This window comes from Pedobacter sp. AC212, from assembly GCF_979258625.1.
This window is the reverse complement of sequence record NZ_OZ409870.1, coordinates 2,419,824-2,440,524: the sequence shown is the minus strand read 5'-3', so window position 1 is coordinate 2,440,524 and position 20,701 is coordinate 2,419,824. Positions and strand designations below refer to the sequence as shown.

The following is a 20,701-nucleotide window of genomic DNA, read 5'->3' as shown; positions in this document are numbered from 1 at the left end:
ATCTCACTGTTCTAAATCATGCTATTCTTCCCCTTTCAGTGGGAAGGTGCCCGCAGGGCGGATGGGGACTAATTCCAACCCCCGCCTAAACTTCTGTACAAACCAACTACGGCATTTAACTGCTCTGTTTTAATGGTGGTTAGCTCTAGTTCACTTTGCAACAAATTTCCCTGTGCGGTAATTACCTCCAGGTAGTTGGCCATACCGCTTTTAAACAATAAGCTTGCATTTTTCGAAGCTTTTTGAAGCGTTTGTGCTCTTTTCGCTGCAATGCTGTATTGTACTTTCAGCTTTTCTACTTTTGTTAACTCATCAGAAACCTCACCTACTGCATTAATTACCGACTGGCGGAACTGAATAACCGTTTTTTCGCGGTCAATCTTTGCCAGTTCCAGGTTAGATTTCAGCTGTCCCCGTTGGAAAATCGGCTGTGTAATTCCTCCGGAAACCAAACCGAACAACGATGCCGGCATACTAAACCAGTTGCTTGCTTTGAAAGAATTCACCCCACCACTTGCGCTAATCACTAAAGAAGGATATAAACTCGCAGTAGCCACCCCAACTTTGGCATTGGCCACATTTAGGGCCAGCTCAGCAGATTTAATATCTGGCCTGCGACTTAACAGTGAGGATGGAAAGCCTGCATTCAAATCCTGTGGAATAGCCATTTTATCTAAACGGCTCGTACGATCTATAGCCTTTGGCAAGGTGCCGATTAAAACGCTCAAAGCATTTTCCTGTAGCGTAACATTTTGCTCCAATCTTGGAATTAGTTGCGCTGCATTCAGCTGCTGCGCCTCTGCTTGCTGAATCGCCAGTGAAGTCACCTGCCCGGCATCAAACTGTAAATTAATAATCCGCAAAGTGCTATCATTTAGCTTTAAATTTTTCCTGGCGATTTCCAGTTGCGCATCCAACATCAACAAATTATAATAGCCTTGTGCAACATTGGCTACTAATCTTGTTTGAACTGCTTTACGGGCTTCTTCGGTTTGCAAAAAACTGGCTAAAGCACCAGCTTTTTGATTGCGGATTTTACCCCAGATATCGGCTTCCCAAAGTACGGCAAGGTTGGCCGTGTAGTCTTCAATATGGGTTGAGCCGGTAAACTGATTCAAACTTAATCCATTCAAACTATTATCAGATGGGCGGCTGGAACTCGCCGCAACCTGCAACTTCAATTCAGGTAAATAACCCAGCTTCGACTGTTTGAACAAAACTTCAGCAGCATCGATGTTTTTCAAAGCAAGTTGCATATCAACATTTTTAACCAAAGCGGTATCAATTAAGTTTTGAACCGTAAGATCGTTGATGAAGCTTTTTAAAGGCAAATCTCCAACGCTGGAAGAGTCTTTTTGTATGGCGTTTCTAAATAATCCCGGCACAACATTTGGCAAGGATACATCTTTGGAAACTGAACATCCGCTCCAGATTAAGGCAAAGAGCAGGATGGTAAAAATATTAAACCGTTTCATATAATTCATGATTTATAGGAGCTTCTTCATAATATTGTGGAACCTCCTCTTGTGATTTTTTTGAAAATTTTTCCTGGATGGCCTGGAAGATGACAAAGAGTACAGGAATGATGAACAAACCTAAGATTACTCCCGAAACCATACCTCCGGCAGCGCCGATACTAATCGAATGGTTACCTTGCGCCGATGGGCCAGTTGCCCCCATCATCGGTATTAAACCAACAATAAAAGCAAGGGAAGTCATAATAATCGGACGTAGCCGCGATTTTGCAGCCTCTAAAGCCGCAGCCACTAATGGCTGTCCTGCCCTCCTTCGTTGCACACCAAACTCCACAATTAAAATGGCATTTTTGGCGAGCAATCCGATTAGCATAATCAGTGCTACCTGTACATAAATATTATTTTGGATTCCCGTTAAACCAATCGCAACAAATACTCCAAATATTCCGGCAGGAATAGATAAAATTACCGCCAATGGTAAAATATAACTCTCATATTGTGCCGAAAGCAGGAAGTAAATAAATACCAGACACAATAAGAATATCACGGTAGATTGTCCGCCTGAAGAAATCTCTTCACGTGTTTGTCCGGAAAATTCGTAGCTGTAACCGGCAGGCAATTGTTTCTCTGCAACTTCTTCAATTGCTTTAATCGCTTGTCCTGAACTAAAACCTGGTTTTGGAATGGCATTGATAGAGATAGAGTTAAACAAATTATATCTCGACGCAGTTTCAGAACCATAAATACGACTCAATTTCACCAGCGTGTTAATCGGTACCATTTCGCCCCGGTTACTTTTCACAAATACCCTATCAATAGTGGATGGGTCTGCCCTATCCTGAACGTCAGCCTGAACAACGACACGATAATATTTACCAAAGCGGTTAAAGTCTGAAGCCTGTGCACTCCCGAAATAGGTTTGCATCGTTTGCAGAATATCTTTCACATTCACGCCCAACTGATCAGCTTTTTCATCATTAATATCCAGTTGTAATTGTGGATAATCTGCTTTAAAACTGGTAAAAGCTACCGCAATCTCTGGACGTTTCATCAACTCGCCAATAAACTCTTGTGAAATGCCACTAAATTTATCCAGTTTACCACCTGTTTTATCCTGAAGCACCATATCCAGCGCTTCCACATTACTAAATCCTGGTACGGTTGGGAAACTGAATACAAAGAAACTTCCTCCAGAGATGGCGCCTAACTGACCCCGAACTTGATTCATAATTTCTTCAATGTTCTTTACAGCACCCCGTTCTTCATTTGGTTTCAAGAGTACAAACACTACAGCCGATGATGGACTGGTAGAATTGGTTAAAAGGTTGAAGCCGGAAATCGCGGTAACATCTCTTGATGCATCAAGTTTGCTCAACAAATCCTCGGCTTGTGTCATTACTTTCTGCGTTCCATCCAACGATGTTCCCGAAGGCGTGTTTACAGCAATGGCAATAAAACCTTGATCCTCTGTTGGAATAAAGCCTGCAGGAGTAGTTTTAACCATGAAAACCGTTGCAAGTGTTATCAACGCTAAACCGCCCATGCTCAACCATTTGTGTCGAACCAAAAACTTCAATCCGCCAACATAACGGTTAGTTAAGGAGTTAAAACTATGGTTAAATCCGTTGAAAAATCTTTGTTTAAAGTTTGGTTTAACTTCTGGCTTTTCGCTATGCGTGGAATGATTATCTTTTAAAAACAATGCCGCTAATGCCGGACTTAAAGTCAACGCATTTACTGCCGAAATTACAATCGCGATGGCCATGGTAAAGGCAAATTGCCTGTAAAATACGCCTGTTGAACCTTCCATAAAACCAACCGGTAGAAATACCGCAGCCATAACCAAAGTAATGGAAATGATGGCGCCAGTAATTTCATGCATCGCTTCATGGGTTGCCGCTTTCGGACCCAAATGCTTATGTTCCATCTTCGCATGCACCGCTTCCACCACCACAATCGCATCATCAACCACAATACCAATGGCCAGAATGAGGGCGAAAAGCGTTAACAGATTGATGGAGAATCCAAACAACTGCATAAAAAAGAAAGTACCTAAAATGGCCACCGGAACGGCAATAGCTGGGATCAGGGTTGAGCGGAAATCTTGCAGAAACAGGAATACCACGATAAATACCAATATAAAGGCTTCAACAAGGGTGTGCTCTACCTGCTCAATAGATTGATCTAAAGAAACTTTTGTACTGTAGAAAATATTCTTTTTAATTCCGGCTGGAAAACTTTTCTCCTGTTTATCCATCAGCTTGTTAATCGCAACCTGAATATCGTTCGAGTTGGACCCCGCCAACTGGATAATGCCCATAACGATGGCTTTTTTACCGTTGATGCGGGTGATACTGTTGTACGAATAAGCCCCAAGTTCTATCCTCGCTACATCTTTCAGATGTAAAATAGAACCATCGGCATTGGCACGTATAGCTATATTTTCATATTCTTCGGGTTTGGTTAGTTTACCTTTATACTTGATTACATATTCGAAAACTTCTTTACTTTTTTCGCCGAATTTCCCTGGAGCTGCCTCTAAACTTTTATCCTGAATGGCTTTCATGATTTCGTTTGGCGTAACTTGATAAGTAGCCATTTGGGTTGGGTTTAACCAAACTCGCATCGAATAATCTTTTACTCCACCAAAAATAGCGGCCGAACCTACGCCAGGGATACGTTTGATCTCCGGAATGATGTTGATTTGGGCATAGTTGGCAATGAAAGTCTGATCATATTTCTTCTCGTCATCGGTGTATAAACCAATGGCCATGATAAAACTGTTTTGCTGTTTTGCCGTGGTTACCCCTTGTTGTACCACTTCGGAAGGTAACTGACTGGTAGCCTGTGCGACACGGTTTTGAACATTAACCGCAGCCTGATCTGCATTTGTACCCAATTTAAAGAAAACGGTAATCGCTAATGAACCATCATTACTCGCAGTAGAACTCATATAAGTCATGTTTTCTACTCCATTAATAGATTCTTCGAGCGATGGCGCAACCGAACGTAAAACCGTTTCGGCATTCGCACCCGGATAAACTGCCGTAACCAAAACCGATGGCGGCGCAATATCAGGGAATTGTTGCAAAGGCAACTTCGTAAGACCAAGTACACCTAAAATCACCAATAAAATGGAGATTACGGTTGCCAGTACCGGCCTTTGTATAAATATCTTGAACATTGTTTTTTTTTATTTTTTTCTTCTTATTGTATGCATTAAATTTTTAGTCTCGAAATCAAAGAATTTTCCTCCCGACTCAAGACTTTCGACTCAAGACTATTTTTTCAAGCTCGCTGCTTTATCAGTAGCTTTTTCAGGGGTAATCACTTGTCCTTCCTGCAAACGATCTAAGCCACTTAATACGATCTGGTCGCCAGATTTTACGCCGTCTTTGATCAGGTAGTTATTTCCACTTTTACCGATAACAGTAATAGGCATCTTGCTTACCTTGTTGCCTTTGTGCAAAGCGAATACGAAAACTTTATCCTGCATTTCTACAGTAGCAGACTGAGGGATTAAAATGGCATCATCGTGTTTCAAACCGAGGCGAAGTTTACCTGTATTGCCCGAACGCAAAGTTCCGCTAGCATTTGGAAAACTTGCTCTTAATGTAATTGCACCAGTATTTTTATCAAACTGACCATCAATCATATCAATCTTTCCTTTGATCGGATAGATAGAATTGTCGGCAAGAACCAACTCAACAGCCGGAAGATGTTTAATTCTATCTGCAGGAGATTTACCTGGATAATTTGTATTGAAGCTGTTGAAATCATTTTCTGCAAGGGCGAAGTAAACATGTACTTCATGGATATCAGATAATTGAGTTAAAGCAGTTTGATCAGTTGGCGATACCAAACTTCCTTGCTTTTTAGGTATGCGGCCGATGTAGCCACTAACCGTTGCCTTAACATTAGTATAACCCAGGTTAATTTTTGCGGAAGCGACACTTGCTCTAGCTTGCTCGGCATTTGCCTGGGCAATTTTATAGGCTGTTTTAGCTGTTTTTAACTGAAACTCAGAAACAACCTTATTCTGAACAAGTGGCGTTAGCTTATCAACTTCCAATTGGGCGTTAAGAATGGCAGCTTCAGCAGCATGCAAGCTTGCTTTTGCATTGTTCAGTGCTTCACGGTAAGGGTTTTCATTAATTTTGAAGAGCGTTTGCCCAGCTGAAACAAAGGCGCCTTCGTTAACCAAAACACTTTGTAAATAGCCACTAACTTGTGGTCTAACATCAATATCCACAGCACCTTGAATAGAGGCAGGATATTCAATGAAAGTAGTTTCTGTGCTTTCATTAATCATGCTTACTGGTAAAACAGGCGGTGCTGGTGCAGCTGCAGTTTGGTCAGGCGATGACTTGCAACTTACTAAAGCTACAGAGAGTGTAAATAAAATTAACATTGACTTAACTTTATTAAACTGTTTAACAGTGTTAAGTTGAATAAACAGGCGATGGATAGCATTCATATGAAATATAATTTATTGTGGATTTAAAGTGTATAAATAATCTAACAGTGTTAAATGATAGATTAAAAAATTTTAGCTGTTAATGGATAGTGTAATGCCTTTAATGGCGTCTTTTAAAATTTGTTGGTTAAGTTCGTCTGTAGTTCTTCCATTTGGACGTACTAAGTTAATAGAGATCAGCCCGTGAATGATTGACCAATAGGTGTAGTACTTCATGCAAATATCATCATCAGATACAGGTTTTTTTGTAAATAAAGATTCAATCACATCGCCTAGCATGGCAGAAACTTGTTCAGCCTCTTGCATAGAATTTTTTACCGTACAGCAAACCATATCCACACCGTACATTAATTGATAAAATTCTTTGTGAGAAAAAGCGAAGTTCCAATAGGCTACCCACATGGCTTCCATTTTATCTTCAGGCTTTTCGTGATCATCACGTGCTTCGCGGATTGCTTTACCCAAGATCTGATAACCTCTTCTAGTTAATTCAAGTAAGATACCTTCCTTGTTGGGAAAATATTCATAAATGATCGGAGCTGTATATTCAATCTGGTCGGCAATTTTACGCATACTCAAAGCTTGCCACCCTTCCGTTTGAACGATATTCAAGGCTGCATCCAGAATACTGGTTCTGGTTTCTTCTTTTAAACGTAGAATTCTTTCTTTGCTTCCCATGACTGGAATTTATTAAGTGTAAATAATCTAACACCGTTAAGCAAATGTAGAACCATTTCAGAAATTGACAATCATTGAATTGTCAAATGAAATTTGGCGATAGTAAATATGGTATACAGATAGTTTAAACAAGGATTTTAGCAGTAATTAATTTTTATGGAAGAATTTTGGTCGCTCACAAAAATCCTGACAAGCAGACGTTTTTCTTTTTGGAAAGCAACTTATCGTCATTTCGAATGAAGCGCAGCGCAATTGAGAAATCTTTGAATTATGCCAAACTTGCTTTAGAGTTCCTTTTTTCTATCGGTTGGTGTCTCACCAACCGAAACGATCATTACCACGTGGTTGGGAAGTTACCGATCACTAAGACAAAGATTTCTCCACTGCGGTCGAAATGACGATTTATGAAAAAAAAATCAATATTTTAGTTTTTATGATTTACCGCCAGGCAGAAATATCCGATATCCCTCAACTCCAAAATGTTCGACATTCCGTTAAGGAGAATACCTTGTCTAACCCTTTACTCGTTACCGATGCAGATTGTGAGGAATTTTTAACCCAACGTGGCCGAGGATGGGTGTGCGAAATTGATGGAAATATAGTAGGCTTCTCTATCGTTGATCTGAAGGAGAACAATATTTGGGCTTTATTTTTAATGCCAGAATTTGAAGAAAAGGGAATCGGCAAAGCGCTCCATCGATTGATGATGGATTGGTACTTCAATCAAACAAAAAAAATGGTTTGGCTAGGAACCGCACCGAACACCAGAGCCGAAAAGTTTTACGAAAAACAAGGCTGGAAAAATGTCGGGATGGTAAATAAAGGCGAAGTAAAGTTTGAAATGAGTTATGAAGATTGGATAAGATAAAAACCCAAAAAGCTGTCATTTCGAATGAAGCGCAGCACAATGGAGAAATCTTTGAATCTTCCACCAACTCATTGGAAAGATTTCTCCATTGTGGTCGAAATGACTATTTATCAAAATCTGCTTATACAACTTATCCTTCCATCCAGCTAAGCCTTACCACATCATCCCCGTTCTACTTTAATCCGGCCTAACAAATTTTTCGGGTTAGCATATCCAAGCAAAACCACTAACTTTAAAAGAAAAATTTTCAGCCGGGAGTTTTGTTTCTTTTGCGGTCAAAAGAAAAAAGCCAGTCCGGTCAGGACACGGAAAAACGAGTTCCAGAATTTATCACTCCATTTAGTCTTTCCACCCAACTAAGCCTTACCACATCATCTCCGTTCTACTTTAATCCGGCCTAACAAATTTTTCGGGTTAGCAGATCCAAGCCAAACCACTAACGTTGAAAGAAAAATTTTCAGCCGGGAGTTTTGTTTCTTTTGCGGTCAAAAGAAAAAAGCCAGTCCGGCCAGGACAAAAAAACAAAAGATCGTAGCGAGACGCTACGACCAGAATTGGTCAAAAACGTTAACCTTTAAACTTTTTCATAAACTCACTTACATTCTCTTCGATATCCCCATTCTCGATAGCTTTTACGAAAGCAGTACCAATAATTGCTCCATTTGCGTAAGAACAGGCTTTATCAAATGTTTGCTTATCGCTAATCCCAAATCCGATCATGGTTGGATTTTTTAAATTCATGTTTTTAATTCTGCTAAAGTAGTTTTCCGTGGTATCGCCTACTTCAAGGTTTTTACCAGTTGTTGCTGAAGAAGAAAGCAGATAAATGAAACCGTTTGTTAAGCCATCAATTTTATGAATACGCTCATCAGCGGTTTGTGGAGTAATCAAAAATACATTGCTAAGATTGTGTTCTTCGAAACAGCCTCTGTAAAATTCTTCGTATTCTACCATGGGCAAATCGGGTACAATACAACCATCAACTCCTACTTCAGCACAAGCTTTACAAAAATTCTCTACACCGAATTGCAAAACAGGATTTACATATCCCATGAGCAAAACAGGGATAGTTACGCTTTTGCGCAAACCCTTCAGCTGCTCAAACAGTAGCTTCAAGTTCATGCCTTGATCTAGCGACTTTTTACTACTGGCCTGAATTACTGGACCATCAGCAACAGGGTCGGAATACGGGAATCCAATTTCCAGCATATCAGCACCTGATTTTTCTAAGGCTTCAGCAATTTGAATCGTATCGCCAATATTTGGGAAACCAGCGGTATAATAAATTGACAATATATTTTTTTTCTCTTCGAAGAGTTGTTTGATTCTGTTCATTGTTTTCAACTTTTCGTCATTGCGAGGCACGAAGCAATCCTAAAACAATAGCGAGGTTAATAAACCAAAGCAATAAGATTGCTTCGTACCTCGCAATGACGACTTATCTTTATAATTTAAAATATTTAATGTAAGTATCTAAGTCCTTATCGCCCCGGCCTGACAAACAAACCACCACATTTTCGCCACCTTTAAATTCCATTTTCTCTAAATAGGCCAATGCATGTGCGCTTTCAATTGCGGGTATTATTCCCTCTAATTGTGTTAACAACAAGCCGGCATCCAAACTTTCCTCATCAGTGATGGAAACGTATTTCCCGCGACCAGTTTTGAATAAATGGGCATGTTGCGGACCGATACCCGGATAATCCAAACCAGCAGAAACCGAATGCGGCTCCACCACCTGTCCATCATCTGTTTGCATTAAAATACTCCGGCTTCCATGTAAAACTCCTTCTTTCCCAAGATAAGTTGTTGCTGCAGAAAAACCACTTGAAACACCTTTTCCAGCCGCTTCAACGGCAATTAATTTTACATTTTCATCATCCATAAAATGATAAAACATACCCATGGCATTACTTCCGCCACCAACACAAGCCAAAACATAATCTGGTTGATCGTTGCCGGTTTGCTCAATCAACTGTTTTTTAGTTTCCTCAGAGATAATAGACTGGAAAATGGCAACCATATCTGGGTAAGGATGTGGCCCAACCACCGAGCCGATGATGTAATGGGTATCAACCGGATTGTTGATCCAGTCTCGCATGGCCTCGTTAGTGGCATCTTTAAGTGTTTTACTTCCAGAACTTGCCGGTACTACTTTAGCGCCCAACATTTTCATCCGGGCAACGTTTGGCGCCTGGCGCTCAATGTCTACTTCGCCCATATAAATTACACATTCCAAATTGCGCAGGGCACATACGGTAGCCGTTGCAACGCCATGCTGACCAGCACCTGTTTCGGCGATGATTCTCTTCTTTCCAAGCTTTTCGGCCAGAAGAATTTGGCCTATTGTGTTGTTGATTTTGTGTGCACCAGTATGATTTAGGTCTTCTCTTTTTAAGAAAATATTCGCTCCATATCTTGCTGATAAACGATTTGCCAAATACAATGGCGAAGGGCGCCCTACATAATCCTTCATAAGTTGATGAAATTCCTTTTGAAAATCGGCATCATCGATAATTTTCAAGTAGTTTTGGCGTAATTCTTCCACGTTCGGATAGAGCATTTCCGGAATGTATGCTCCACCAAAATCTCCGTAATATCCTTTTTCGTTTACTTTGTATTTCATAATATCTTTAATCAATATTGTGTCGCTTAAAACCGACGGCAATGAATCATTTTTCATTTACTCTGTATTCGTTAATAATGGCGAATTATGCCATTTGTCATTCTGAGGAACGAAGAATCTGTTAATAATTAGCAATAGCTTTTCACCGCTTGCAGATACTTATTGCCTTCGAATTAAATCTTCATCTATTCTATTGCTATCATAAACTCTCCAATCTTCTTTACATCCTTAACTCCTGGCTCAATCTCAAACCGACTATTAATATCCAAAGCATATAATCTCGAATTCTCAATTTTTGATATCGCTGCTGCATGTTCTAAATCTATTCCGCCACTTAAAAAGTAAGGCTTGTTTAATTTATAATCCTCCAAAATCTTCCAGTCGAAAGTTTTTCCTGAACCACCATGCGCTTTTGTTTTTGTATCGAACAAAAAGAAATCAACTACATTTTCATAAACATTCAAAACAGAAAAATCAAACTCCTCCTCCACACCGAATGCTTTAACTATTTCCACACTTTTAAATGACTCTTTCAGTTCGGCACAGTATTCAGCTGATTCATTGCCATGTAACTGAACAGCTTTTAACTGATAAAGATTTACTTTTTTCTTAACAACCTCCAAATCTTCGTTTACAAAAACGCCAACAGTTTTAATTTGCGAAGGCACATATTTTATCAATTCGGCCGATACATCAGAAATAAATCTTGGCGACTGCTCATAAAATATGAAGCCCAAATAATCTGGTTGTAGTGCAGCGACAGAAGCAATGTTCGCTGCAAACTTCATCCCGCAAACCTTTAGCTTTAAACTTCTCATCAGGCTACTAGTTTTTTAAAACTTTCCAAGGCCTTTTTGCTTACCAATGATTCTTCGGCTTCGTAAAAACAATCTGCAAAGCTGGCGGTTGGTTTGATTGTTTTGATGGCTAATGCCGAATTGCAGAGCACTACATTGTTTTGTACATCAGTAGCCTCACCATTAAGTACATCCATAAATATTTTTGCAGATGATTCTACCGTATCTCCACCCTTGATATCATTTACTGCAACCTTTTCAAAACCCATATCGTTTAATGTCAAAATACTTTCACCTTTATTATTGAAAGTTTTCACATCGCAAGTGAGCGAGATCTCGTCGTACCCCTCAAGCGCATGCACAATTGTGTAATTTTTGGTAGTATCCTGATATAAATAATTATACAAACGGGCGAGTTCCAAACTGAAAACCCCAACCATTTGGTATTTGGGTTGTGATGGATTAACCATTGGCCCCAGCATATTAAAGAAGGTTTTGATGCCCAAATCTTTTCGTATCGGTGCCACAATCTTCATTGCCGGGTTAAATAAAGGAGCGTGTAAAAAACAAATTCCAGCGGCATCAAGGTTCTGTTTCAAAATATCCTGATCATTGGTAAAATTATAACCCAGATATTCCATTACGTTTGATGAACCACAACCTGAAGAAACCCCATAATTACCATGCTTTGCCACTTTATGCCCAGCACCAGCAACCACAAAAGAGGAAAGCGTAGAAATGTTAAAAGTGTCTTTTCCATCTCCACCGGTACCGCAAAGATCAATTAATTCATAATCAGAAAAATCTGTTTTAATACCCAAATCCAGCATGGCATCGCGGAAACCCTGAAGTTCATCAACCGTGATATTTCGCATGGCGTAAGCAGTAATAAAAGCCGCAATTTGCGAAGAATTAAATTCGCCCTGTGTAATGGAAATGAGTATATTTTTAGCCTCTTCCCTACTGAAACTTTTATTTTCGAATAAATGATTTAAGATTTTTTTCATTTTTATTGTTTCCCTCGTTCGTCATTCTAAACTGGGTTCAGAATCTTTTTTTTACCAGATGCTGAAATAAACTCAGCATGACGACAGCCCATAAAAAAAGGATTGCTTTTTGGGCAATCCTTTTCATCGTTTATAAAATATTTTAAAATATATAACAACAGAATTTGCCTAACGAATTTCGTTATGCCACCACCAATTGTTATTTAAGTTTTTAATTATCATGTTTATATAGAACAAATATTGATATACTTTTTTATATTTCCAAAACCTTTTTAACAATCTATGGCATTTTTTAAGCGAAAAGTACAGTTTAATGATGATTTGGGTTTCGGCTCAAGCCCCGTAATCAAAAATCAACGCGTTCTAAATACCGATGGTACGCCAAATATTGAACGTACAGGTTTGCCCTGGTTTAAATTTGATGATACGTATACTCGGTTAGTTACCATGAGTTGGCCACGTTTTTTTCTGGTGATACTCATTGCCTATCTTATTGTAAATACCTTATTCGCTGTTGCTTACAACGTTATTGGAATCGAAAATTTGAATGGAGCAAACGGCAAAACCCTCCGCGATCAATTTTTTGATGCCTTTTTCTTTTCCGCACAAACCATTTCTACGGTTGGCTATGGCCACATTTCGCCTCAGGGTTTTATTACCAGCGTTCTGGCTGCTTTCGAAAGTATGTTGGGCTTATTGGCTTTCGCACTGGCTACCGGATTGCTCTACGGCCGTTTTAGTAGGCCTACTTCGAAAGTAACTTTTAGTAAAAAAATGGTTATCGCACCTTACCAAAACGGCCTGGGTTTAATGTGTCGGCTTGCCAACCTCAGAAAGAATTCTTTAATAGATGTAGAAGCGCAAATGTTTATGACTTTTAATGAAACCGTTGATGGAAAACTTAAACGTAGCTTTTATCCATTAGAACTGGAGCGCAGTAAAATTGCTTTTCTTTCGTTGAACTGGACCTTGGTACATCCTATAAATGAAGACAGCCCCATTTTCGAAAAAACATTAGATGAACTAAAGTTAGCCGAAGTAGAAATCTTTGTGATTTTAAGAGCATTCGACGATACGTTTGCTCAAACAATCCATACCCGTACCAGCTATCAGGATGAAGATATTGAATGGAATGCAAAATTTAAGATTATGCATTACCACAACGATGCCGGTAAAACGGTTATGGATTACAGCTTATTTGATCACACAGAAAAAATAAAGGCTGATTGATTATTACCAAACCGGTGGGGCATAAAAGTTTTGCAAGTTTTCGCAATCATAACCGAATTTGGTAAGTAGAGACACCGCATCTCCAATTTTATCAATGCTTGAATCTATTCTGAGGATTTTATCAGCGTCTGATAGGTCAACACTCCAGGTTGCTCCAGAGAGTAAGTTGTTTAAATGCTGGGCGATTTTATTGAGTTCAACTCCTGTTTGAATATTCGTTTTAAAAATCGAGATCATAGGGCAATTTCTTAAGTACAATTAGGTTTTCAGGATTAAAGACGAATGAGAATTAGAATTACTTTAAAAAAAATGTAAATAATTTCAATCCATTGTTCTTCTGATACTTAAAATTAATCTTAGAAAGAATGTAGCATCTCCACGACAGTTATCGTTTTAATTATAAATTAACCCTAAAATCATGAAATCTAAATTTTTCTCAATCACTATATTCCCCATCGCAGCTTTCATTTTAACGTTATCTATATTTTTCTGTGGCTGCAAAAAAAATCAATTAATAATAAATGAAGAGAAGCGGTTTGCGGAAGTGGGTTTCAAACCAGACCCTTCAAATCCCTATGATGGAGGCTGGGGCGTAACATTAAAACCTGATGGTGTGGTTGATATTGCACCAGGTGGGGATATAATTTATAGGGGAACTTATAAGATTAGCAGCAAAAACTTGCAGGTCCGCACGGATCAGATGAAGTTCAATTTTGAAATTCTGTCTGATACTGAAATAAAAGAAAAACAATATGGCACCATATTGAGATTGATACCTTAATTTTCCTTGGCAAGATGCCTTTGAACGTGAATAGTTCTACAACCGGAATGGTACTAAATCCGATTAAAGTGAACACGCATCCCGATTCTTCTATCGGGAGAGTAACACGGAAAGCGGGAATAACATTAAAATTAAATCAGGTCTTGCTTTCCAAATCAAAAAAAGCTTTCTACCGAAGATTTAAAATAATTCTCGCAAAATAAATGACTTAAAATCTGCACAAATCCCCTCAATCTGCGGAAAAATATGAGCTCTTATGAAAAATAACAGAACACATTTCTTAAAATCATATTTTAGAAACTCACCGCCGAAATTTTCTGTGTAAAACTAAAGCGTTTCCCTACAGTAAAAATATTTTTAATAAGGATTAATTCTCGATTTAAAATTACATTTTTGCAAAAATTATTTAAAAGTAAATGCAGAGTTACTCAGAATTTCTCGATCTAAGCGTTGGCTTTCCACAAGAAGGCTTTGATGTGATAGATGATGAATTATATTTTCAGGATTTAAACCTGATGGAAATGATTGAAACTTACGGTACTCCCCTACGTTTCACCTACTTACCGATGGTAACTAAGAAGATTCAGCAAGCGAAAATTCTTTTCCAAACTGCCATTTTAAAAAACAATTATCGTGGTGACTATAAGTATTGCTACTGTACAAAAAGTTCGCATTTCCGCCACATTGTAGAGGAGGCATTGAAAAATAATATTCACCTTGAAACTTCATCTGCGTTTGATATGCCTATGGTTGATGCTTTGGAGAAAAAAGGTCATTTAACTAAGGATACAACCATTATTTGCAACGGTTTTAAAACCTACCAGTACAAGCAATATATTATTGATATGTTGCATGATGGTTATACCAATATCATCCCCGTTTTAGATAATAAGGAGGAATTTAACCTTTTCGATGATGAGGTTGACATTGATACGCCATGTAATCTTGGTATCCGTATTGCAGCTGAAGAGCAGCCTGATTCGCAGTTTTATACTTCTCGTTTAGGGGTGCGGATGGAAGATATTATCGACTTTTATAACAACAAAATCGTTCATAATCCTAATTTCCGTGTGAAGTTGTTGCACTTCTTCATTAATTCTGGCATCACGGATTCGCCATATTATTGGAACGAATTAGAGAAGTATGTAACGCTTTACTGCAAGTTTAAAAAGATTAATCCTGATTTAGATACCCTTGATATTGGTGGTGGTATGCCATTTAAAGATTCATTGGTTTTCGATTTCGATTACGAGTACATGGTAAACGAAATTGTAAAAAGGATTAAAGAAATTTGTGCCATTCATGATGTAATGGAACCAGATATTATTACTGAATTTGGTAAATACACGGTTGCAGAAGCATCAGGAATTTTATACAAAGTTTTAGGCAGAAAACAACAAAATGATCGTGAGCGCTGGTTGATGTTGGATGGTTCTTTCATTACCAATTTACCGGATGTTTGGGCATTGAATCAAAAATACATTTTGCTTCCAATTAATAACTGGGATGCTGAATATGAGCGTGTTAACTTGGGAGGCATCACTTGCGACGGACAGGATTATTATAATCAGGAGGCGCACATGAACAGTGTATTTATGCCGAAAACACGTAAAGTTCAATACCTTGGTTTCTTTCACACCGGAGCTTATCAAGAGGTATTAAGCGGTTACGGCGGTATACATCATTGTTTGTTGCCCAGTCCGAAACATGTGCTTATTCGCAGAAACCGCGATGAAAGCTTCAACTTCGAAGTTTTTGGTGAAGAACAGAATAGCAAGCAGGTTTTGAAGATACTGGGTTATTAAATTAACCGCAAAGAACAAAAGTTTCTGTAAATGGCACCGAGTTTATACTTGGTGCTTTTTTTGTGTCCTAATATTTTGTATATTTATTTATGAAAAGTGAGGAAAGTAAATTATTGGAAAGAATTACATTCATCCCTGGACTAATGGGCGGAAAGCCAACAATTAGAGGTAATCGATTTACAGTTATCGATATTATCGAACTTTTATCGTCAGGAATGACACACGAACAAATTTTAGAGGAGCATCCCATCCTCGAAGTTGATGACATAAAGGCGGCGTTGCTTTTTAGTGCGAAACAACTTAGGGATGAATACATCTGCGAATGATTGGGAATTCTGGCTAGATGAAAATATATCTCCCATAATTTCAAAATGGCTAATGGATGAAATCAAAATCAAATGTATTTCATTTCACTTTCTTAAGCTTGCCAATACATCAGATCTCGAAATCTACCATCTAGCTCAAAATAGAAGTAAGGTAATAATTATTTCAAAGGATATTGATTTTCGTGAACTAGTTGCATGGAAAGGCACTCCACCCAAGTTGATTTTCTTAGCTTTTGGGAATTGTTCCAATAAGGTTCTTTACCAAAAATTAAGAGCTAAAATTTTTGATGCTATCCCTCAACTTATCTATGGAGATTTAGATATATTTGAAATAAATAAAGATTAATATGCAATTCGGTAAAGTAGACGACCCTTCGATTATAGATTTCACCCTCCCTGCAGATGCCCCTGAAACAGCAGGAATCTTGGCAGCAAATAAACCTCAACAAAATTTTCAGGCTTATGTCGGTTGCGCTAAATGGAATAAAGCAGATTTAAAAGGATTTTATCCGAAGGGAACAAAAGATGAGTTAACCTATTATGCTACACAGTTTAACTCAATTGAGCTTAACGCTACATTCTATGGAATGCCAAGCAGTGAACAGGTGATTACCTGGAAGGAAAAAACACCTGCTGGCTTTAAATTCTTCCCTAAATTAACCAACACGGTGAGTCATTTTAAAAGGCTAATTAACGTTAAAGAACCTGTTGAACAATTCGCTGATGCTATCAGTAACTTTGAAGACAAACTGGGCATGGCTTTTCTTCAGCTACATGATAATTTCAAGCCGAAAGATTTTGAGCGATTGAAAATTGTGGTGAAAGAGTTTCCGAAAGTTATTCCGTTAGGTGTTGAAGTAAGAAATGCAGAGTGGTTTTCTAACCCGACTATTGCCAGCGAGTTTGCTACACTTTTCGAAGATAATAAAGTAGCCAATATCATTGTTGATACTGCTGGTAGAAGAGACATGCTGCACATGAGGTTGACAACACCAACCGCTTTTATTCGTTTTGTTGGGGCAAATGATGATGTAATCGACAAAAAACGCTTAGACGACTGGATAGACAGAATTGTGGAATGGAAAAAGCAGGGCCTTGAAAATCTTTATTTTTTCGTACACCAAAATGTTGAGCTTTCATCCCCATTATTTTCAGCTTATTTTACAGAAAAGCTGAATAAAGCTGTAGGAACAGAATTAAAAATTCCGGTAATGGCTAATTCAAATCCTCCATTATTGTTTTAAATGAAAAAACCTCGCTGGTTTTGAAAACCTGCGAGGTTAAATACGTTTGTAAACGGCCTCAATTGCTTTCGCCTCTTCCTCTCCTGGCATAATATTATAAGCAGAAAAAACAATTTCATCTGCACTAACAATTTCCAGTTCTGTACGCCAGCCAAAAAGTTGGTCACCATATTCCGGGTTTCCCCATGAACCTAAAATAGAAAAGCCTTTTTCTGTCGCTTCACCCGTTGCTTGCATAATCTGCGTACCCATGTGAAAACTATCGATCCAACTGAAGGTAAATTTCTGGTATGGGATATCGAAACCAATAATCATCTTACCCTCCAAAGGCTTTCCGTTTAAACTACTTTGATAGTCGTATGAAATGAAACGCCCATCCAAAATCGAAGTTATTTCAGCTTCGGCAGGAGATTCATCTGCTAATACATCTCTTTCAAACCAAGTTTTAGCTGTTCCTTTCCAACTGCCAACAATGTTTTTTAGTTTCTGGTGAGCACCATCTTCTAGCGATTGCTCAAATTTACCTTTTGCCATACTCAAACTTAAAAAAATATTATCGGATTGTTAGATTGATTAATTGAAGATGTTTCAATGAAAATTGGGTATTGCTTTTTGGTTATTCATAAAATTAGTATCTTGTTTCATGCTAAAAAAGCTCGATTTAAGTCAGGTTGTAGTATTAGATATTGAAACAGTTCCTCAATATCCATCCTTCAGTGATGTTCCGCCTCATTTACAACAGCTTTGGGAGCAGAAAACGCATTTTCAACGTACAACAGAACAAAGTGCAGACGAATTTTACGAACGAGCCGGCATCTTAGCCGAATTTGGAAAGATCATCTGTATCAGTTTAGGAATTTTCAGCTATCAAAACAAATCGTATTCCTTACGTTTAAAATCCTTTTATGGCCACGACGAAAAAGAAATTTTAACAGAATTTTCTAACCTAATTAACAGGCAAGTGCCTACATTGGCTTTTTGCGCCCATAATGGAAAAGAATTTGATTATCCTTATATCTGCAGACGACTGCTGATCAACGGCTTAGAAATTCCAACTCAACTAGATATTTCTGGCAAGAAACCCTGGGAAATTAACCACCTGGATACCATGGAGATGTGGAAGTTTGGCGATCATAAACACTTTACTTCGTTAAATTTATTAGCGGCAATTTTGAATATTCCAACGCCAAAAGACGACATGGATGGAAGCCAGGTTAGGCAGGTTTATTATGAAGAGCAAAATTTGGATAGAATTGTAACCTATTGCCAAAAAGATGTAGTGACTACTGCTCAAGTGTTACTAAAATTCAAAGGAATGGATATTATTTCAGCAGAAAACATTACCATTGTATCCTGATGCTAAACGTTGAAAATCTAAATATCGACTTCTACAATCAAGAAGAAAAAACCTGGTTTAAAGCAGTTAAAACAATCAGTTTTAACGTTAAAAAAGGAACTGTTTTGGGTATTGTTGGAGAATCTGGATCGGGAAAATCCGTAACTTCTTTTTCCATTATGCGTTTGCACGACGAACGCTCAGCTAAAATTACCGGCGATATTGATTTTGAAAACACTAGTTTGCTCAACTTAAGTTCAAATGAAATCCGTCAGATAAGGGGAAATCAGATTTCGATGATCTTCCAGGAACCAATGACTTCGTTGAATCCTGTTTTTACCTGTGGCGAGCAAGTGGCAGAAGCCATAATACTTCACCAAAAGGTTGATAAACAAATTGCGAAAGAAAAAACCATTGACCTTTTTAACGAGGTTCAATTGCCGCGACCAGAAAAAATATTTGATAGTTATCCGCATCAAATTTCTGGTGGACAAAAACAACGGGTGATGATTGCGATGGCTTTAAGCTGCAACCCAAAACTTTTAATTGCTGATGAACCTACCACTGCCCTCGATGTTACGGTTCAAAAAACCATTCTGCAACTGCTTTTAAAGCTGAAAGAAGAACGGCACATGGCCATGATTTTTATCTCGCATGACTTAGGTGTGGTAAATGAAATCGCCGATGAGGTTGCTGTAATGTACAAAGGCGAAATTGTAGAGCAAGGGCCTGCAAAGTCAATATTTGAAAATCCTCAACATCCCTACACGAAAGGCTTGCTAGCTTGTCGCCCCTCTCCTAGCCTGCAATTGAAGAAACTGCCAGTTGTAGCCGATTTTTTAACAGGAAAAATTGCCGACGCAAATGCACACTTGAATGCCTCTAACCAGTTAACGGAAGAAGAAATTGCCTCACGTAGAGCATCACTTTACGCTAAAAAACCTTTGCTTCAGGTTAAAGAACTTTGCACCTGGTATCCGATCCACAATGGTCTATTTGGAAAAACTACCGATTACGTGAAAGCAGTAGATCAGATTAATTTTGAGGTTTTTCCCGGAGAAACTTTAGGCTTGGTCGGCGAATCTGGTTGTGGTAAAACAACTCTTGGCAGAACAATTTTACGATTGATTCAACCTACATCAGGAAGTATCGTGTTCAACGGTCAAGATATCACAAACATCAGCAGATCTGAATTGAGGAAATTAAGAAAAGATATTCAGATTATTTTTCAGGATCCTTATGCCTCCTTAAACCCGAAACTTAGCATTGGCCAATCAATTTTAGAGCCCCTGCAAGTACATCGTTTATACAAAAATGATGCAGAAAGAAAGCAAAAAGTGCTGGAACTATTGAACAAGGTAGGTTTAAAAGAGGAGCATTTTAACCGTTATCCCCATGAATTTAGCGGCGGGCAGCGGCAGCGGGTGGTCATTGCCAGAGCTTTGGCTTTAGAACCGAAATTCATTATTTGTGATGAATCCGTTTCGGCATTGGATGTTTCTGTACAAGCGCAGGTACTGAACTTAATTAGAGACCTTCAACGCGAATTCGGTCTGACATACATTTTCATTTCACATGATTTAGCGGTGGTGAAACATATATCAGATCGTATTTTAGTAATGAATAAAGGTAAAATTGAAGAAGAAGGTTTTCCGGAACAAATTTTCTATGCACCAAAAGCAGCTTACACCAAAAAGTTAATTGAGGCGATACCGGGCTCTTGATGCGGGGGCAAACGTATTACAACTGAGCGTTAGCTATTGAGGTACTTAAATAATAGCTCTGCAACAGCCAAAAGCGCATTGGCCTAGCCATTATTTTGAGAAAAAAACGTTGAAACCACTTTCAAAACCGTTCAAACTGCAGTGTCCAAAATAATTTTCAGCCGTGTGGTGGCATAAAAGCAGAGGGAGGCCTCAAATTATTTTCATTGTGGTTTGACGAATTTTTACCAAAATAATGGCAAGCCTTGATTTTTGCTCCACTTTTTATCAAGAAAAAGTGGAAGGCCTGTCTGGCCAAGACAAAATTATCTTAATGCATTTGCCTCG

19 protein-coding genes are annotated in these 20,701 nt (G+C 38.5%); 9 read left to right on the top strand and 10 right to left on the bottom strand.

Annotated features, from left to right (window positions below; all coding sequences use genetic code 11):
* Positions 1–68: 68 nt before the first annotated feature.
* The 4 genes from ACZZZC_RS10560 to ACZZZC_RS10545 all read right to left on the bottom strand — a co-directional run bounded on the left by ACZZZC_RS10560 (position 69) and on the right by ACZZZC_RS10545 (position 6,630).
* On the bottom strand, positions 69–1,475 hold the full coding sequence (locus tag ACZZZC_RS10560) for a TolC family protein (protein WP_463487135.1): 1,407 nt from the start codon (positions 1,473–1,475) through the stop codon (positions 69–71).
* Positions 1,462–4,659 (bottom strand): efflux RND transporter permease subunit, encoded by a 3,198-nt coding sequence (locus ACZZZC_RS10555; RefSeq protein WP_463487134.1) that lies wholly within the window; start codon positions 4,657–4,659, stop codon positions 1,462–1,464. The genes ACZZZC_RS10560 and ACZZZC_RS10555 overlap by 14 nt, the downstream gene beginning before the upstream one ends.
* 96 nt (positions 4,660–4,755) lie before the next feature.
* The gene (locus tag ACZZZC_RS10550) at positions 4,756–5,886 is read right to left on the bottom strand and encodes an efflux RND transporter periplasmic adaptor subunit (protein ID WP_463487133.1); all 1,131 of its coding nucleotides are present in this window, start codon (positions 5,884–5,886) and stop codon (positions 4,756–4,758) included.
* A gap of 138 nt (positions 5,887–6,024) precedes the next feature.
* Complete coding sequence (locus ACZZZC_RS10545; protein ID WP_463487132.1) at positions 6,025–6,630, bottom strand: TetR/AcrR family transcriptional regulator; 606 nt, start codon at positions 6,628–6,630, stop codon at positions 6,025–6,027.
* A gap of 394 nt (positions 6,631–7,024) precedes the next feature.
* Between ACZZZC_RS10545 and ACZZZC_RS10540 the strand changes: the two genes are divergently transcribed.
* Positions 7,025–7,498, top strand: a complete 474-nt coding sequence (locus ACZZZC_RS10540; protein WP_463487131.1) for an N-acetyltransferase family protein — start codon at positions 7,025–7,027, stop codon at positions 7,496–7,498.
* A gap of 567 nt (positions 7,499–8,065) precedes the next feature.
* Here ACZZZC_RS10540 and trpA read toward each other — a convergent pair.
* The 4 genes from trpA to trpD form a co-directional block, all read right to left on the bottom strand.
* On the bottom strand, positions 8,066–8,833 hold the full coding sequence (gene trpA, locus ACZZZC_RS10535) for a tryptophan synthase subunit alpha (RefSeq protein ID WP_463487130.1): 768 nt from the start codon (positions 8,831–8,833) through the stop codon (positions 8,066–8,068).
* A 109-nt stretch (positions 8,834–8,942) separates the two neighbouring features.
* Complete coding sequence (gene trpB, locus ACZZZC_RS10530) at positions 8,943–10,124, bottom strand: tryptophan synthase subunit beta (protein ID WP_200926404.1); 1,182 nt, start codon at positions 10,122–10,124, stop codon at positions 8,943–8,945.
* A gap of 185 nt (positions 10,125–10,309) precedes the next feature.
* A complete protein-coding gene (locus tag ACZZZC_RS10525) occupies positions 10,310–10,942 on the bottom strand; it encodes a phosphoribosylanthranilate isomerase (RefSeq protein WP_463487129.1) in 633 nt (210 codons plus the stop codon).
* On the bottom strand, positions 10,942–11,928 hold the full coding sequence (gene trpD, locus ACZZZC_RS10520) for an anthranilate phosphoribosyltransferase (protein ID WP_463487128.1): 987 nt from the start codon (positions 11,926–11,928) through the stop codon (positions 10,942–10,944). Before trpD ends, ACZZZC_RS10525 begins: the two co-directional genes overlap by 1 nt.
* A 282-nt stretch (positions 11,929–12,210) precedes the next feature.
* Here trpD and ACZZZC_RS10515 point away from each other — a divergent pair, with 282 nt between their 5' ends.
* A complete protein-coding gene (locus ACZZZC_RS10515) occupies positions 12,211–13,158 on the top strand; it encodes an ion channel (RefSeq protein ID WP_463487127.1) in 948 nt (315 codons plus the stop codon).
* A gap of 3 nt (positions 13,159–13,161) precedes the next feature.
* On the opposite strand, the gene ACZZZC_RS10510 is transcribed toward ACZZZC_RS10515, so the two are convergent.
* Entirely contained in the window at positions 13,162–13,395 is a 234-nt protein-coding gene (locus ACZZZC_RS10510; protein WP_056850252.1) for a hypothetical protein, read from the bottom strand.
* Between the two features lie 181 nt (positions 13,396–13,576).
* Here ACZZZC_RS10510 and ACZZZC_RS10505 point away from each other — a divergent pair, with 181 nt between their 5' ends.
* The 5 genes from ACZZZC_RS10505 to ACZZZC_RS10485 all read left to right on the top strand — a co-directional run bounded on the left by ACZZZC_RS10505 (position 13,577) and on the right by ACZZZC_RS10485 (position 17,314).
* Positions 13,577–13,939: a hypothetical protein gene (locus ACZZZC_RS10505; RefSeq protein WP_463487126.1), complete on the top strand. Its 363-nt coding sequence runs from the start codon at positions 13,577–13,579 to the stop codon at positions 13,937–13,939.
* A gap of 416 nt (positions 13,940–14,355) precedes the next feature.
* Positions 14,356–15,744 (top strand): arginine decarboxylase, encoded by a 1,389-nt coding sequence (locus tag ACZZZC_RS10500; RefSeq protein WP_056850254.1) that lies wholly within the window; start codon positions 14,356–14,358, stop codon positions 15,742–15,744.
* 113 nt (positions 15,745–15,857) lie between these two features.
* Positions 15,858–16,070: a DUF433 domain-containing protein gene (locus tag ACZZZC_RS10495; RefSeq protein ID WP_463487125.1), complete on the top strand. Its 213-nt coding sequence runs from the start codon at positions 15,858–15,860 to the stop codon at positions 16,068–16,070.
* The gene (locus ACZZZC_RS10490; RefSeq protein WP_463485897.1) at positions 16,051–16,416 is read left to right on the top strand and encodes a DUF5615 family PIN-like protein; all 366 of its coding nucleotides are present in this window, start codon (positions 16,051–16,053) and stop codon (positions 16,414–16,416) included. The genes ACZZZC_RS10495 and ACZZZC_RS10490 overlap by 20 nt, the downstream gene beginning before the upstream one ends.
* A gap of 1 nt (position 16,417) precedes the next feature.
* Positions 16,418–17,314 carry a DUF72 domain-containing protein gene (locus ACZZZC_RS10485; RefSeq protein ID WP_463487124.1) on the top strand — a complete coding sequence of 299 codons (897 nt, stop codon included), beginning with the start codon at positions 16,418–16,420 and terminating at the stop codon, positions 17,312–17,314.
* Between the two features lie 36 nt (positions 17,315–17,350).
* Here ACZZZC_RS10485 and ACZZZC_RS10480 read toward each other — a convergent pair whose 3' ends face one another.
* A complete protein-coding gene (locus tag ACZZZC_RS10480; RefSeq protein ID WP_463487123.1) occupies positions 17,351–17,848 on the bottom strand; it encodes a DUF1579 domain-containing protein in 498 nt (165 codons plus the stop codon).
* Between the two features lie 109 nt (positions 17,849–17,957).
* Here ACZZZC_RS10480 and ACZZZC_RS10475 point away from each other — a divergent pair, with 109 nt between their 5' ends.
* Both ACZZZC_RS10475 and ACZZZC_RS10470 read left to right on the top strand, forming a co-directional pair.
* On the top strand, positions 17,958–18,671 hold the full coding sequence (locus tag ACZZZC_RS10475) for a 3'-5' exonuclease (protein WP_463487122.1): 714 nt from the start codon (positions 17,958–17,960) through the stop codon (positions 18,669–18,671).
* A complete protein-coding gene (locus ACZZZC_RS10470) occupies positions 18,671–20,374 on the top strand; it encodes an ABC transporter ATP-binding protein (protein ID WP_463487121.1) in 1,704 nt (567 codons plus the stop codon). Before ACZZZC_RS10475 ends, ACZZZC_RS10470 begins: the two co-directional genes overlap by 1 nt.
* Positions 20,375–20,701 lie beyond the last annotated feature (327 nt).

Coding starts and splice junctions, on each gene's coding strand:
- ACZZZC_RS10480 (WP_463487123.1), bottom strand. CDS start 17,848: ATGGCAAAAGGTAAATTTGAGCAATCGCTAGAAGATGGTGCTCACCAG.
- ACZZZC_RS10560 (WP_463487135.1), bottom strand. CDS start 1,475: ATGAAACGGTTTAATATTTTTACCATCCTGCTCTTTGCCTTAATCTGG.
- ACZZZC_RS10510 (WP_056850252.1), bottom strand. CDS start 13,395: ATGATCTCGATTTTTAAAACGAATATTCAAACAGGAGTTGAACTCAAT.
- ACZZZC_RS10505 (WP_463487126.1), top strand. CDS start 13,577: ATGAAATCTAAATTTTTCTCAATCACTATATTCCCCATCGCAGCTTTC.
- ACZZZC_RS10545 (WP_463487132.1), bottom strand. CDS start 6,630: ATGGGAAGCAAAGAAAGAATTCTACGTTTAAAAGAAGAAACCAGAACC.
- ACZZZC_RS10485 (WP_463487124.1), top strand. CDS start 16,418: ATGCAATTCGGTAAAGTAGACGACCCTTCGATTATAGATTTCACCCTC.
- ACZZZC_RS10475 (WP_463487122.1), top strand. CDS start 17,958: ATGCTAAAAAAGCTCGATTTAAGTCAGGTTGTAGTATTAGATATTGAA.
- trpB (WP_200926404.1), bottom strand. CDS start 10,124: ATGAAATACAAAGTAAACGAAAAAGGATATTACGGAGATTTTGGTGGA.
- ACZZZC_RS10470 (WP_463487121.1), top strand. CDS start 18,671: ATGCTAAACGTTGAAAATCTAAATATCGACTTCTACAATCAAGAAGAA.
- ACZZZC_RS10550 (WP_463487133.1), bottom strand. CDS start 5,886: ATGTTAATTTTATTTACACTCTCTGTAGCTTTAGTAAGTTGCAAGTCA.
- ACZZZC_RS10490 (WP_463485897.1), top strand. CDS start 16,051: ATGAATACATCTGCGAATGATTGGGAATTCTGGCTAGATGAAAATATA.
- ACZZZC_RS10525 (WP_463487129.1), bottom strand. CDS start 10,942: ATGAGAAGTTTAAAGCTAAAGGTTTGCGGGATGAAGTTTGCAGCGAAC.
- ACZZZC_RS10555 (WP_463487134.1), bottom strand. CDS start 4,659: ATGTTCAAGATATTTATACAAAGGCCGGTACTGGCAACCGTAATCTCC.
- trpA (WP_463487130.1), bottom strand. CDS start 8,833: ATGAACAGAATCAAACAACTCTTCGAAGAGAAAAAAAATATATTGTCA.
- ACZZZC_RS10515 (WP_463487127.1), top strand. CDS start 12,211: ATGGCATTTTTTAAGCGAAAAGTACAGTTTAATGATGATTTGGGTTTC.
- ACZZZC_RS10500 (WP_056850254.1), top strand. CDS start 14,356: ATGCAGAGTTACTCAGAATTTCTCGATCTAAGCGTTGGCTTTCCACAA.
- trpD (WP_463487128.1), bottom strand. CDS start 11,928: ATGAAAAAAATCTTAAATCATTTATTCGAAAATAAAAGTTTCAGTAGG.
- ACZZZC_RS10540 (WP_463487131.1), top strand. CDS start 7,025: ATGACGATTTATGAAAAAAAAATCAATATTTTAGTTTTTATGATTTAC.